At 38.2% G+C, this 13,532-nt stretch carries 13 protein-coding genes and 1 riboswitch; of the genes, 4 read left to right on the top strand and 9 right to left on the bottom strand.

Going from position 1 to position 13,532, the window contains the following annotated elements; genetic code table 11:
* Positions 1 to 4 precede the first annotated feature (4 nt).
* A complete protein-coding gene (locus NYE73_RS15715; protein ID WP_112118333.1) occupies positions 5 to 1,054 on the top strand; it encodes a Cj0069 family protein in 1,050 nt (349 codons plus the stop codon).
* Positions 1,055 to 1,084: 30 nt separating this feature from the next.
* Here the strand turns inward: NYE73_RS15715 and NYE73_RS15720 are convergent, their stop codons facing one another.
* The 3 genes from NYE73_RS15720 to NYE73_RS15730 all read right to left on the bottom strand — a co-directional run bounded on the left by NYE73_RS15720 (position 1,085) and on the right by NYE73_RS15730 (position 4,366).
* Positions 1,085 to 1,717 (bottom strand): LysE family translocator, encoded by a 633-nt coding sequence (locus NYE73_RS15720; RefSeq protein WP_259950834.1) that lies wholly within the window; start codon positions 1,715 to 1,717, stop codon positions 1,085 to 1,087.
* 102 nt (positions 1,718 to 1,819) lie between these two features.
* Positions 1,820 to 2,563 (bottom strand): tetratricopeptide repeat protein, encoded by a 744-nt coding sequence (locus NYE73_RS15725; RefSeq protein WP_259956470.1) that lies wholly within the window; start codon positions 2,561 to 2,563, stop codon positions 1,820 to 1,822.
* Between the two features lie 90 nt (positions 2,564 to 2,653).
* The gene (locus NYE73_RS15730) at positions 2,654 to 4,366 is read right to left on the bottom strand and encodes a methyl-accepting chemotaxis protein (RefSeq protein WP_259950836.1); all 1,713 of its coding nucleotides are present in this window, start codon (positions 4,364 to 4,366) and stop codon (positions 2,654 to 2,656) included.
* Positions 4,367 to 4,568: 202 nt separating this feature from the next.
* Between NYE73_RS15730 and NYE73_RS15735 the strand changes: the two genes are divergently transcribed.
* From NYE73_RS15735 to nspC, 3 genes are all read left to right on the top strand, one after another.
* Positions 4,569 to 4,775 carry a hypothetical protein gene (locus NYE73_RS15735; RefSeq protein ID WP_004231223.1) on the top strand — a complete coding sequence of 69 codons (207 nt, stop codon included), beginning with the start codon at positions 4,569 to 4,571 and terminating at the stop codon, positions 4,773 to 4,775.
* A 426-nt stretch (positions 4,776 to 5,201) separates the two neighbouring features.
* Positions 5,202 to 6,431 carry a saccharopine dehydrogenase family protein gene (locus NYE73_RS15740; protein WP_048392314.1) on the top strand — a complete coding sequence of 410 codons (1,230 nt, stop codon included), beginning with the start codon at positions 5,202 to 5,204 and terminating at the stop codon, positions 6,429 to 6,431.
* Positions 6,428 to 7,567: a carboxynorspermidine decarboxylase gene (gene nspC / locus NYE73_RS15745; RefSeq protein WP_004231219.1), complete on the top strand. Its 1,140-nt coding sequence runs from the start codon at positions 6,428 to 6,430 to the stop codon at positions 7,565 to 7,567. Before NYE73_RS15740 ends, nspC begins: the two co-directional genes overlap by 4 nt.
* 45 nt (positions 7,568 to 7,612) lie before the next feature.
* On the opposite strand, the gene NYE73_RS15750 is transcribed toward nspC, so the two are convergent.
* From NYE73_RS15750 to NYE73_RS15775, 6 genes are all read right to left on the bottom strand, one after another.
* Positions 7,613 to 8,482, bottom strand: coding sequence for an amidase (locus NYE73_RS15750; RefSeq protein ID WP_259950838.1), 870 nt, complete (start codon positions 8,480 to 8,482; stop codon positions 7,613 to 7,615).
* A 43-nt stretch (positions 8,483 to 8,525) separates the two neighbouring features.
* A riboswitch (cyclic di-GMP riboswitch) is annotated at positions 8,526 to 8,617 on the bottom strand.
* A gap of 137 nt (positions 8,618 to 8,754) precedes the next feature.
* The gene (locus NYE73_RS15755; protein ID WP_004231214.1) at positions 8,755 to 9,243 is read right to left on the bottom strand and encodes a chemotaxis protein CheW; all 489 of its coding nucleotides are present in this window, start codon (positions 9,241 to 9,243) and stop codon (positions 8,755 to 8,757) included.
* A 23-nt stretch (positions 9,244 to 9,266) separates the two neighbouring features.
* A complete protein-coding gene (locus tag NYE73_RS15760; RefSeq protein ID WP_066036221.1) occupies positions 9,267 to 10,382 on the bottom strand; it encodes a M20/M25/M40 family metallo-hydrolase in 1,116 nt (371 codons plus the stop codon).
* 582 nt (positions 10,383 to 10,964) lie between these two features.
* Entirely contained in the window at positions 10,965 to 11,807 is an 843-nt protein-coding gene (locus NYE73_RS15765; protein WP_066038259.1) for an IS3 family transposase, read from the bottom strand.
* Entirely contained in the window at positions 11,804 to 12,310 is a 507-nt protein-coding gene (locus NYE73_RS15770; RefSeq protein WP_066038258.1) for a helix-turn-helix domain-containing protein, read from the bottom strand. Before NYE73_RS15770 ends, NYE73_RS15765 begins: the two co-directional genes overlap by 4 nt.
* A gap of 235 nt (positions 12,311 to 12,545) precedes the next feature.
* The gene (locus NYE73_RS15775; RefSeq protein WP_259950891.1) at positions 12,546 to 13,499 is read right to left on the bottom strand and encodes a hypothetical protein; all 954 of its coding nucleotides are present in this window, start codon (positions 13,497 to 13,499) and stop codon (positions 12,546 to 12,548) included.
* Between the last annotated feature and the right edge of the window lie 33 nt (positions 13,500 to 13,532).

Below are 13,532 nucleotides of genomic sequence, written 5' to 3' on the forward strand. Positions count from 1 at the left end.
TTTTATGGATAAAAAAGTTATTTTTTTCGAGGTGGAAGGCGGCACAGATAAAGGACCAGATGGCTATCGCCCAGATACAATGCCAATGGTGGAAGCGCTACAGCAACGTGGACAGGATGCAGAGGTACTCTTCTTTGATATCACAAAAAAGCAGGAAATCTTTCACTATGTTAAGGAACATGGTATTGCCTATGTATCTCGCATTAACCCAGGCAACTTACAGCATGAGGATGAGTACTTTGCTATGCTACGAGAGCTATGCCAAGCTGGCGTTATAGGGATGCCACATCCAGACGCCATGATTAGCTATGGTTCAAAAGACGTATTATCAAAACTGACGACAACAAATTTAGTACCTGATGATACATTTGCCTACTACACAATCGAAGCATTCAAAAAACAATTCCCTACTTCCTTAGCTTTAACAGAGCGTGTTTTGAAGCAAAATCGTGGTTCAACTGGAGAAGGTATTTGGCGTGTAAAATTGGTGGAACCGCTAGCAGAGGGTATCACTGAAGTGCCACTTGATGCACAAATCAAATGTACTGAAGCAAAAGATAATCATGTAGAATATTGGCAGCTTGGCGACTTTATGACATTTTGTGAGCAGTATATTACAGGGACGAATGGTATGTTAATCGATATGCGCTTTCTTCCAAGGATTACAGAAGGAGAAATCCGCTTATTCATGTTGCGCGATCATCCTGTACACGTCGTACATAAAAAACCAGCTGCTACCGAGGATGCCTTTAGTGCAACTCTATTCTCTGGCGCTCAATATCGCTATGACAAACCTGAAGACTGGCAAGAGCTGGTACAAAACTTTTTAAAGCAGCTCCCTCAAGTAACAAACCTACTAGGCAATTATGATTTACCGCTAATCTGGACAGCCGACTTTATGCTAGATACCAATGAAGTCGGAGAAGATTGCTATATTTTAGGTGAGATGAATTGTTCTTGTGTTGGCTTTACTTCAGAACTAGCATTAGCGCATGAAGTAGCAGAAGAAATTTTAGCTTGTTTAAAAGAGCATACTGAGGCTATTGCGCAATAAAAAAAGTGCGATCTTTAGGGATCGCACTTTTCATATATAAATCTTAATTCCTTGTATAAATTCATAGATAAAATAACAAGCAAAACCAATCAATAAGAATCCTGCGACAATTGTAAATGTCCTAATCATCTTCCGATTCATAGCTTTACGAGTAACCGAGACAATGGTCAGCAAACCGATATCGTGGAGTAAAATTCCACTTAAAACACCAGCAGCAATAATTAAAAAGCTCGTTGACTCCCCTTGTCCATAAGATTTTGCTAGCACCACACCAAATACGTTGACCCAAAAAACAAGATTACCAGGCGAAATGGCCACTAGTAAGCCGTTAAAATAAGAGGCAAAAAACGATTTGGTTACTTTTTCTCCTGCCAATGTAATATCATGGTCAGCGTTCTTGATAGAATCATAGCCTAACAAGAATAAAAAGCCCGCTCCAATAATCCACATAGGTAGTTGAATTAAAGGCATAGCCAAGATGGAAGCTAGTCCCATATACAAAGCAAAAACCAATACAATATCAATGGTCATACCACCAAGCCCAACTGCCCAGCCGTGCATGAAACCATTTTTGAGTCCTTGCTTTGTCATTTCTACTGTAATAGCTCCTACAGGCATGGCAATGGCAAATCCTACCAATACATACGCTACATATAAACTCAAAAAAACACTTCTTTCATGTCATCGATAAGCTTCATACGTCCGTTTATGGTTTCACTATAGCATAATTATACTTGAAAGGAAATAATTATTAATAGATACCTGTTAGAGCATTTGCTTTTTCCATTGCGCTAACAAATCTTTTGACTTCTCCAAATCCAATTTCAATGTGACCTGCTTAGCTGTACAACGTTTTTTAGCTTTCTCCCATGCTTCTTCCAAGGCAGGTAAATAGCTTAAATTTTTTGTCGCTGCTACTAGCTGGAAAAATATATTACCTTGAATATAGTGCCAACGAGGATTCATTCCATCTAGGAGTATTGCTTCTTCAATCAGTCTTAATGCCAAATAAGGGCTACCTTCGTGACGATTTAAAAACTGTGCAAATGCTCCCCAATACAATGCCTTATTAGGCTGCAATTTGATTGCCTCCGCATACTGTACTGATGCCTTATCCTGTTCTTTTGCAAGGACATAATATTCTGCCATTGTATAATAGGCGTTCGCCTGCGCTTCTATAGGTCCTGCTAATAATTCATCGACCACTTTACCAAATTGCTCATCATCCTGACTACCTATATAAGCTGCGAGAACATCTCGTTCTGGATACGAACCATCTGTACGTTCCTTACTTTGCTTTGCTTTGTCATCAGTAGGCTGAGGCATATTTGCATACCTATTTGCCTCTAGCATTGCCACATGCTGCTGAATGACTTGATAGGCCTCTTCTGCGATCGCTGTATCATTGCCCAATATTTCTTTAGCTAGTTGATAACTTTCCTTTACTTGACCACTCAAAAATAAGTCATTGACTTGTTGAACTTGCTCGTTCATTTGTTTTACCACCATTAAAATCCTCACCTTCGCAAAAGAAAAATCTTATTGCTAGTTTACCATTTAAGTAGTATTAGCAAAAGCCAACATGTCCTAATTTTTCTATTATTCTTTTAATTTAAACGCCTTTACATGCTGTTCGAGTGTGTGTGCCATGTGATTTGTTTCATTAGAGCCATGTGCCACCTCATCAATGCTTGCAGTTGTTTGCTGTGCTGCGACAGTAATCATATTCATCGTTTCTTCTATATCACGAATAGATTCTGTTAATTGTTGAATCATCTGCACAATACGTGTAGATTTTTCGTTTTCAGCGGTCATAGCATTAGAAATGGCAATCATTTCTTCTACTGTTGCAGCCACTGCTGTAGAAATATTTCCTAAAGATTGTGCGGTTAGACGTACTGTCTCTGTTCCTTTTTCAATATATTGCGTATTATCATTCGTAGATGACATGACCTGCTGCACATGCTTCATTATATCCTGAATAAGCTGTTCAACTTGCAATACCTCTTGATTAGATTGCTCAGCAAGCTTCCGTACCTCCTCAGCAACAATAGCAAAGCCTTTGCCATGCTCCCCTGCTCTAGCCGCTTCAATGGAAGCATTCAGTGCTAGCAAATTTGTTTGTGATGCGATGTTTGCAATAGACGTTGTAATCGTTTGAATTTTGGTTGCAGATGTAACTAAGTTTTCTACTGATTGTTGTACCTCACCTGATCCGCTATGAATTAATGCCATATCATTGCTTATATCTTTTGCTAGTCGCTCACCCTCTGTTGCTAATTCCATCGTTTGTCTAGCATTATCAGCACTGTTATTGGTATTGCTTTGAATCATTTGAAGGTCCTGCGCTAGAGAAGTAAGAACATCTGTCGCATTTTCAGCATGGTGCATCCCTGCCGTCACGGCACTTGTTACCTCTTCGATATTATTGGCGACACCTTGAATGGTATTGCTCATATCGTTCAGGGTGGAAGCGGTTTCATCTGCGTTATTCGTTAAAGTGTTAGAAGTGGAACGCATCGTCATAATCATATTTTGTAAATTAGCTGTCATTCGATTTAATGTATTCGCTAAATCCGCTACTTCATCTTTACTGTTAATTTTTGTTTCAGGTACAGCTAAATTACCATTGGCAATTTCTTTCGCCTGCTGAATCAGCACACTAATCGGTCTTACTTTACGACGAATTAAAAAGCCTGTAATGATGGAAGCAATTAGCATAGGGAAAATACTAATTAAAATCCCATTTCGTACAACATCCCATGTTCGCTCCTTCACGATATTGGCATCAAAGTCGATGACACTAATGGCAATAATTTCTTTACTGGAATCATGGTCTTTAAAAATAGGGGCATAGCCAGATAAACGGTCCATCCCTGCATAAGTATAAGGCTGTGAATATGTTGGATGCTTATGTGTAAGCAACATATCAATAGCTTCTTTATCTAAATAAAATTGATCACCAGGGGCATAACCTTTTTCAGCCAAATGATCATCAAGCGCTAATAATGTGCCATCCAACGATAAAATATATTGTGTTTGGAAAATATCTTTATGACCTGTTGTCCAGTTCAAATCGTTCCCAATGCTTTCCTGTACAGCCTTGTCGCCTTGAATGGCCTTGTCCAATTGTTGCGGATTGATCAAACCTGTCGTAATATTGGCACAGCCATAGGCCTCAACACCAGCAGCATCATAAAGTTTATTGTAAGCAGTTATGTATGTAGCGAACGAAGTAATCCCTAGCATCACCACTAAAATACCAGCGATAATCGTCCCAAGTTGAAAAGTTAATGAATTGCGTAATTTCACGATCCATCCTCTCCCCTTTCTTGTAATAATCTATGAATATTCCTTTTGTGTTTCATCATACTACAAAAAGATGTATTAAAAAAGCATCTTTAATTATTCTAGTAAGATAAAAACATTGGAAAAAGTTCTGAATTGTGCGATAATTGAAGTTAATTATCTTATATCCTGAGCACTACCAATTCATCTAATAGGAGGGCTTGCTATGAATAAACGCTTTCATCTAGTATCGATTGTTACAGGCAACTTGTTAACAATAGGGGCCATTTTTATTTATGCCATGCAAAGTCAAGTGGGAGTAGCCCTCAGTACGTATGCTCTTGTGATGGGTTTTTTTAGTACTTTGCTTGTGGTTTTCTTCTATATATGGGGGGAAGAAAAACAACAAGTATCCAATCGTTTTCTGAAATAATATGCATCATTTTCCAGTACACAGATTTAATGTGGTTCCTTCCCTTTCTATATGTAGAGGGATTTTTTTATGTAAAGTTAGTAGAAATGATTTAGTAGTTGGTATCAAATCGTCAATCGGAAGAGATACTATGTCAAAACATTCATTTAGAAAAATATTTACTTGATGTCGTAGTATCTTGGATGAATTGTGATGAAACTTCACCAATTAATTAAGTCTATACAACAGCTATTTTTACTAAAATGGCGTTGTAGATTTATTCATGATTCCCTTCTTTTCCGAGGCATTCCCCTCCGTATACGTCTAATTGTTGTAGAAAAATAAAATTTTTTGTAGAAAATTTTAAAACAATGATTGAGTAGTATATCAATTTTCTGTATAATCAGCTTGTTTGACAATACTTTATATGAACTTGGGGGTAGACAATTGGGTAAAGCATTGATTATCGGAGCTGGCGGAGTTGCCAGTGTTGTGGTACACAAGTGTGTTCAAAATTCGGACGTATTTGAGGAAATTTGTATCGCAAGTAGAACTGTTTCAAAATGTGACGCTCTAAAAGAAAAACTAGACGGCGGAAAAACAAAAATTCATACTGCACAGGTAGACGCAGACAATACAGAAGAGGTTATTGAGCTTATTAAAGCTTTCGGACCAGATGTAGTGATTAACGTGGCTCTACCTTATCAGGACTTAACGATTATGGATGCTTGCTTAGCGACAGGTGTGCACTATGTGGATACTGCAAACTACGAGCCACCTGAAACGGCAAAATTTGAATATAAATGGCAATGGGCTTATAAAGAGAAGTTTGAAAAAGCTGGCTTAACTGCATTACTTGGAAGCGGTTTTGACCCAGGTGTAACAGGCGTTTTCACAGCTCATGCACAAAAACATGAATTTGATGAAATCCACTATATCGATATCGTGGATGCCAATGCGGGAGATCATGGATATCATTTCGCAACAAACTTCAACCCAGAAATTAACATTCGTGAAATTACAGCGAATGGTCGTTACTGGAAAGAAGGCGAGTGGATTGAAACTGCACCACTTGAGAAAAAAGAAGTGTATAACCTACCTGAAATTGGACCAAAAGATATTTACCTTCTATACCATGAAGAGCTTGAATCCCTTGCAAAAAATATCAAAGGTTTAAAACAAATCCGCTTCTGGATGACGTTCTCTGAAAAATACTTAACACACTTAAAAGTGTTAGAAAACGTAGGTATGACATCAATTGAGCCAATCGAATTCGAAGGGCAAATGATTCAACCAATCCACTTCCTTAAAGCGGTATTACCAGATCCAGCTTCACTTGGACCACGTACAAAAGGTAAAACAAACATCGGTTGTATCATTCGCGGTCTAAAAGATGGCAAAGAAAAAACGTACTATGTGTACAACGTATGTGACCACGAAGAGTGCTACAACGAGGTTGGTTCACAAGCGATTTCTTACACAACTGGCGTACCAGCTATGATCGGTGCAATGCTTGTGATGAACGGTGAATGGCGTAAACCAGGTGTATGGAATGTGGAAGATTTCAATCCAGATCCATTCATGGATGCACTAAATAAATGGGGTCTACCATGGCAAGAAAGCCATAACCCAGAATTATTAGACCTTGATTTAGATGCAAAGGAATTAAGCCGATGAAACCAATTGATTTTTCAAAAGTTCCATCCCCTTCTTATGTAGTGGATGAGCGATTATTAACAAAGAATCTTGAGCTTTTAAAATCAATTCAAGATCGAACAGGCTGCCGCATTTTATTAGCCCTTAAAGGCTTCTCTATGCATTCAACATTCCCACTAGTAGGGGAATATTTAGCGGGCATTACATCTAGCTCACTGCATGAGGCACGTCTTGGCTATGAGAAAATGGGCAAAGAAGTTCATGTTTATGCACCTGCTTATATTGAGCATGAAATGGACGAGCTTCTAGGCTATGTGGATCACATCGTATTTAACTCATTTAACCAATGGGCTCAGTTCAAGGATAAAGTTAAATCTGCTGGTAAAACAATTGAATGTGGTATTCGTGTGAATCCTGAATACTCTGAAATTGAAACAGCTCTTTATGATCCTTGTTACACAAACTCTCGCCTTGGTACAACATTGGCTAACTTTGATAAATCACAGCTTGATGGTATCGATGGCTTACACTTCCATGCGATGTGTGAACAAAATTCTGATACATTAGAGCGTATTATTGAAGTAGTTGAGGAAAAATTTGGTGATGTTTTACACCAAATGAAATGGTTAAACTTCGGTGGCGGTCACCATATTACACGTGATGATTATGATGTAGAAAAACTTGTGAACATCATTAATTATATTCAAGAAAAGTATAACCTGCTTGTTTATCTTGAGCCAGGTGAAGCAGTAGCCCTTAATACAGGTTATTTAGTAGCAACGGTGCTAGATATTCAAGAAAATGGAATGGATCTTGCTATTTTAGATACATCAGCAACATGTCACATGCCTGATGTACTTGAAATGCCTTACCGTCCAATGATTATTGGTTCTGGACAAGCAAATGAATTAGCACACACATATCGCTTAGGCGGACTAACATGTCTAGCTGGTGATGTGATTGGCGATTATTCGTTTGAACAGCCATTAAAACCAGGTGATCGTCTTGTATTCACAGATATGGCTCATTATTCAATGGTGAAAAACCATATGTTTAACGGTGTCAACTTACCATCTATCGTTTCTTATAATGATGAAGAAGGTATTAAAGTCATTCGTGAATTTAAATTCGAGGACTACAGTGGTCGACTGTCCTAATACCAATAGAAAAGCCCTTCCAGTTTAACACTGGAAGGACTTTTTTTATGGACGCATGGTCATCCAATTCTCCACATAATGAATGGCTACTCCATGAAAAGCATCGTTATTTGAAAAATGTTGCTGAACAAGTATAAGCTGTTCATTCATAAAGGCTTCTCCATTATCATAAAAAGTAATATTTTCCCCTTCCTCTGAAGCGCCTGTTTCTACACCAATTACAATTGATTTATTCACAGTGGAAGCATAAGCGATTTCATGTTCTACAATAGAGATAATATCTTTTGCAGCATCACGATAGGCCATGATCGTCACACTATCCGTATGGTCAATGACCCAATCAGCTAATAACCCTTTTCCAAATTGGTTATTATACTGAACTTCATCAAACCAAAATGGCATATCTACTTCTAAAGTAAGTTGTAACTGACTTGCTTTCATTATTAGTGTTTGATAGGATTCTATCGTTTGTGCTTGATGTAAGCTCCATCCACTATTTAAATAAGGTTCTACATCAAGATGAACCCCAGAAAATTGCTCAGATTCAGTTGAATTCTCATTATATGTATGTAACCAATTAAACAATTCGTCTTGGCTTCGACTACCCTCAGCTGAAACCCAGCTTGCAGCACCATCCAATGCATAAATGCGAATACCTCTGTGAGAAGCGTTACTAATAAAATGCTTATAGTCATTGCTCGCTATGCCTTGATCGATTTGCAGATAAACTTTATTGACATCGTTATGTTCTAAAAATAATAATATTTTTTCTTGGTCATCAATGATGAGGGATGTATCCCACAGCCATGTAGCCTTTTCCTGTATAGACATTGCATCAACCTTTCCACTTGATAAAGCTAATGAACTAATCATGATGACGATTAGTGCGGTCCATACTTTTAATTGTCTCTTCATACGAACTAACTCCATTCTACTCGCCACGGCTCCTAGAACAGAACCTGGCAACCTGACAATCTTGCACTGAAATTATAGTGTTTAGACTCATGGCTTTGCGTCCCTCCCTTTCGGTGAAGTTTGCCTTTTTCAGTTTTTTCTTAATCATTATCATACGCGGTTAGTAATTGTTTGTCTGTAGGTATAATGCATAATTGTCACATGTATGATCAGGTAAAAACGACAAAATACAGGTTAAATTTACTATTCAAACATAAAAAAACGTAGAGTACTTAAGCCTCTACGTTTTCCTTTTCATTTTCAAGCATTTTGTGTAAATAATCGATAATTTCTCGAATGCCCTCTAATGAATTAACCAGTATTTTTGGATCAACATATGTTATCATTCGATTTTCAAGATTAGCTACCGCAGTAAAATAGCGTGTTTTACTATAATTGACTAGACCCAATTGCTGAAGTACTGATTCATCGAAATCAAGAATTTCACGTGCTTCTGTAACAAGTAATCCATAATTAACAACATCTGTATTCAACACAATGATACGAGCAGTTGCTGTATTCGATGAACGATTGTACAGTATGCGTTCAAAATCAAGAACAGGTACAAGCTCACCGCGAATTCTTGTAAAGCCTAGAAGATAGTTAGGTAAATGAGGAATAGGTGTTACTTGCTCTAATTTTTCAATTGAAATCGCTTGCTCCACAGGTACAGCATACTCCTCTGTCCCACAAGCAAAAACGACTGCTTTGACACTTTCCATAGGGTCACATCCTTATTCGACTGTTAGTTTTTCGCCGATTCTTTGACGATTTCTACTAGTAAATCTGCTAATTTTTCAAGTTCTTCTACTGGTATTTTTTCATTTGTTGTATGGATATCCTCGTATCCAACAGATAAATTAACTGTAGGAATACCAAAGCCTGCGATGACGTTTGCATCTGAGCCTCCACCAGAAATGCCTAGTGTCGGTGTACGATCAATATTGCGTGCAGCAGCCATAGCTACCTGAACTACTTTATCCGATTCCGTTACACGGAAGCCTGGATACATTAGCTTCACTTCTACCTCTGCACGTGCGCCTAAAGAAGCAGCTACTTGTTCAAACGTATCTTGCATATGCTTTGTTTGCGCATCCAATTTAGCTTTGTCTATAGAGCGTGCTTCTGCAAGGATTGTCACTTCGTCACAAACAATATTCGTCGCTTGTCCACCTTCAAAACGCCCAATATTCGCTGTTGTTTCTTCATCTAAACGACCTAGTTTCATTTGAGCAATGCATTTTGATGCGACTGTTATGGCAGAAATGCCCTTTTCAGGAGCAACCCCTGCATGTGCCGTTTTTCCAATAATCTTTGTGAAAATTTTCGCTTGGAATGGTGCTGCTGTCACGATACCACCAACTTTGCCATCGCTATCAACCGCAAATCCATATTTTGCTTTAATGTTAGCTGGATCTAACTCTTTAGCGCCAACAAGGCCACTTTCTTCACCAGCCGTAATAATAAATTCAATATCGCCATGTGCAATATTTTGCTCTTTCAAACGTTTGACCATCTCAAATAGAGCAGCTAGTCCTGCTTTATCATCGGCACCTAAAATCGTTGTACCATCTGATACGATATAGCCATCTTCACGTAAAGACGGTTTGATGCCTTTTCCTGGAACGACAGTATCCATATGAGAAGTGAAATAGATTGACTCTACATCCAATGTGCCTTTTAATGTGGCAATAATATTACCTGCCCCATGTCCATTACGCGTATGTGCATCGTCTTGAATCACTGAAAATCCAAGTGCAGTTAACTTATCTACAAGAATTGGTGCTATTAGTTGTTCATGTTTTGTTTCGGAATCAATTTGTACGAGCTCAAAAAACTCTTCTACTAAACGACTTGTCATGTTGTAAAACTCCCTTAGTTTACGTGTATTTCCACGTTATAGTATATGTATCATTTTAGCACAACGTCAGAAGAGTTGAAATCATTGAACAATACTACCAAAATAAAAAGTCTGAGAAAAATCTCAGACTTTCCCATAGTGTTAAAGAACAAAACCATCAATAGAATTTTTTGAAAGGTGAAAATGGTTTCCGTTGCAGGCTACTTGCTTTCCTGTGGGCGAGCGCCGAGCCGCTTCCTCCGCTACCGCTCCGTGCAGGGGCTCGCCTGTCTCGCTATCCCACGGGAGTCAAGTAGCCTTCCACTCCAACCTACAAAATGTTAACTTTTTAGCAAAGGTTTTCAAATAAAGTGAAGATCTTCACTACCCATTTTTTGAAGGGGGGTTGTAACTAATCACTTCTTCGCAATGAAATTAAGAGTCTATTCTTTCTCTAATTATACAAATAATGGGTTAATTTGATTGCTACGGCTAGCTAGTATGAAAGATAATGAAAAGACACTTTGCCACATCGTTGATTTCCGTTCCGCCAGTGTCACTCCTAGGGGATTTAATGATCTGACCCCAAAAATATAAACTTTTTTACGAAGCTTTTCGATACTCAACGGGACTTTTTCCGTTGAGTTTTCTTTTAATCCGCTCATGATTGTAATAGTAAATATAATCTGCTAATGCTTTTGTAAATTCTACATAGTTTTTAAACGTAGTTGTGTACAGAAATTCTGATTTCAGAATACCAAAAAAGCTTTCTATTACGGCATTATCTAAACAATTTCCTTTCCGTGACATACTTTGCTTGATTTCATGCGTTGTCAATAACGCTTTAAAACGGGGTATTTGATATAACCATCCTTGATCAGAATGAATGATTAAGCCACTCTTTTTCGATAACTTTGTATACGTAAACGCCTTTTTAAAAGACTGTTGAACTAACTCAAAATTAGGTGATTTTGATACCTCATATCCAACGATTTCTCGATTGAATAAATCTAATACAGCCGATACATAGATTTTTTGACCGTTTATTTTAAACTCTGTGACATCGGTTACCCATTTCTGATTGGATGCAGTGGCTTCAAAATCACGTTGGATGACATTCTCTGCGACATAGCCGACTGTCCCTTTATACGAACGGTATTTTTTAGGGCGTACCGTCCCTTTTAAGCCCAATTCTTGCATCAATCGTTGTACCGTTTTATGGTTGATGAAAAAACCTTCATTTCGGAGGGCAAGACAAATACGACGATAGCCATAACGCCCCTTATGGTGATGAAAAAGTGTCTGGATTCGTTCTTTGATCGCCTGATATTTATCTGGTTTTACCCATTTTTGAAGATGATAATAATACGTACTTTTCTTGATTTTTGCCACTTTTAATAGAGCTTGAAGTGGAAATTCCAGCCTTAGCTCATACACAGCTCTCATTTTTTCTTCGGTTTGAATGCTTCCTTTTCTTGAACTAAGGCTTTCAACTTTTTTAAATAGGCATTTTCCATCCGTAAATACTCAATTTCCGCTTTTAACTCTTCCGTTGTTTTTTCATTTAAATCAGACGAAGGTGGTTGTTTTTTTGGCATTGATTGGTGCTCCTTTTCTATTTGATAGAGCACCTTTCCAGCCTTGGACATCCACTGTTTTTTCCATCTCCGAATGGTTTCACGAGAAGGAATATTAAACTTCGCAGCAGTCTGAAGGAGCGAATCGCCCGTCTCTATCAGGTGTTGAATTACTTTTATTTTAAAAGAATCTTCGTAATTCGTGAACCCTTGAGGACGAATAATTCCTTCAATGCCATGGTATCGATATAATTCAATCCATAATCGAACGTACTGTCGATCCCTCTGTAATCTATTGGCAATCTGATACGTACTTTCCTTTTCTTCAATGTAAGCTAGAACTGCGGCTAACTTTTGTTCATCAGAAATCACTAACTGCACCCCCTATATTAGATTTTTTAAGTCCAATATTTTGGGTGCAGTTCATAACGTCACAGATGAGACCCTGGAGCGAACTCAGTGAGTGAAGCGGCTCATCGGACGCCCCCTGAAAAAGACACTGGCGGAACGGAAATCACACCCTCACCTTGCCAAAAGGTCTTTTTCTGCTAGTGACACGATCTTTTTTCAACAACATGAAAAGTCTGAGAAAAATCTCAGACTTTCCCTAGTCATTGAAAATAAGCTCTTTTTCTTTTTCTAATGATTGTAAGTAGTTGACAGCTTTATTATGTTTATCCTGTAAGCGCCAAATCGTATTATGTACATCATCTTGAACACGCGAGACCTGTTCCCTTGCTGTCGAGATTTTAGAATGAACAGACCATGCTGAAAAAATATCATCAAAAAAGTAATCAGCAAACTTAACAAACCCATCTGTTTCAATATGCAGCGATTTCGTAGACATTTCATGAACATCTAATAATTCATTATGAAACCGTTGTAACGCAATTTGAGCACTATGTAAATAGTTTTCAGACTGATCGAGTGCATCATGCTTTAAGTGCGTAGCAATCAGCCCACCGCCAAAAAATGTATCCCATGTGGAATATCCATTGGCCGAATGTAATGAAGCTGCTGCTTGCCCTAGCCTTGTAAGAGCTACTTCTCCCGCTTCCTCCGCCTCTTTAATTTCTCTAATGAGCTGCTTTGTTAGCATTTCCTCATGTGCTAAATGCTCTAGCCTTTCTGCTTGGGCAGCATCATGAATCTGTAAATACTTCTTCTTTTTAAGGTAGACCTGTTGAAGTGATTGCTGTAGCGCATTTTCATCAATCTGGGCAAGCTGATTCATCACTTGCACGTTGTCCTCTGCTAAATCATTTTGCATTTTCTTTGCTTCATTCAGCTTTAATTCAAGTACTGCCGCCTTATCAATTTTTTCTGCCCTCAGTTCATCTTGTTGCCCTGTCCATGTACGAATCATATTCATAAACGAGAAACTATCCAATTTATCAAGTTTGGATCGAATTTGGTGGAGTGCTGCTGTATGAGTGTCTATTTCCTGTTGTGTATGTTTAATTTGCCCATCAATTAACTGATTTTGTTCGTTTAATCTAGATGCTTTTCTAAGTTGTGCATGAATCTTTTCTTGCTCTGTTTGTAATTGCTGCCATTCCATTCATCTCAACTCCTCATATCTATCAGTACGGAT

Source organism: Lysinibacillus sp. FSL K6-0102, assembly GCF_038003545.1.
Taxonomy (GTDB): domain Bacteria; phylum Bacillota; class Bacilli; order Bacillales_A; family Planococcaceae; genus Lysinibacillus; species Lysinibacillus capsici.

Excerpts from the sequence above, each read along its gene's own strand:
- NYE73_RS15735 (WP_004231223.1), top strand. The coding sequence starts at position 4,569 with ATGAATAAACGCTTTCATCTAGTATCGATTGTTACAGGCAACTTGTTA.
- nspC (WP_004231219.1), top strand. The coding sequence starts at position 6,428 with ATGAAACCAATTGATTTTTCAAAAGTTCCATCCCCTTCTTATGTAGTG.
- NYE73_RS15755 (WP_004231214.1), bottom strand. The coding sequence starts at position 9,243 with ATGGAAAGTGTCAAAGCAGTCGTTTTTGCTTGTGGGACAGAGGAGTAT.
- NYE73_RS15715 (WP_112118333.1), top strand. The coding sequence starts at position 5 with ATGGATAAAAAAGTTATTTTTTTCGAGGTGGAAGGCGGCACAGATAAA.
- NYE73_RS15760 (WP_066036221.1), bottom strand. The coding sequence starts at position 10,382 with ATGACAAGTCGTTTAGTAGAAGAGTTTTTTGAGCTCGTACAAATTGAT.
- NYE73_RS15750 (WP_259950838.1), bottom strand. The coding sequence starts at position 8,482 with ATGAAGAGACAATTAAAAGTATGGACCGCACTAATCGTCATCATGATT.
- NYE73_RS15725 (WP_259956470.1), bottom strand. The coding sequence starts at position 2,563 with ATGGTGGTAAAACAAATGAACGAGCAAGTTCAACAAGTCAATGACTTA.
- NYE73_RS15775 (WP_259950891.1), bottom strand. The coding sequence starts at position 13,499 with ATGGAATGGCAGCAATTACAAACAGAGCAAGAAAAGATTCATGCACAA.
- NYE73_RS15765 (WP_066038259.1), bottom strand. The coding sequence starts at position 11,807 with ATGAGAGCTGTGTATGAGCTAAGGCTGGAATTTCCACTTCAAGCTCTA.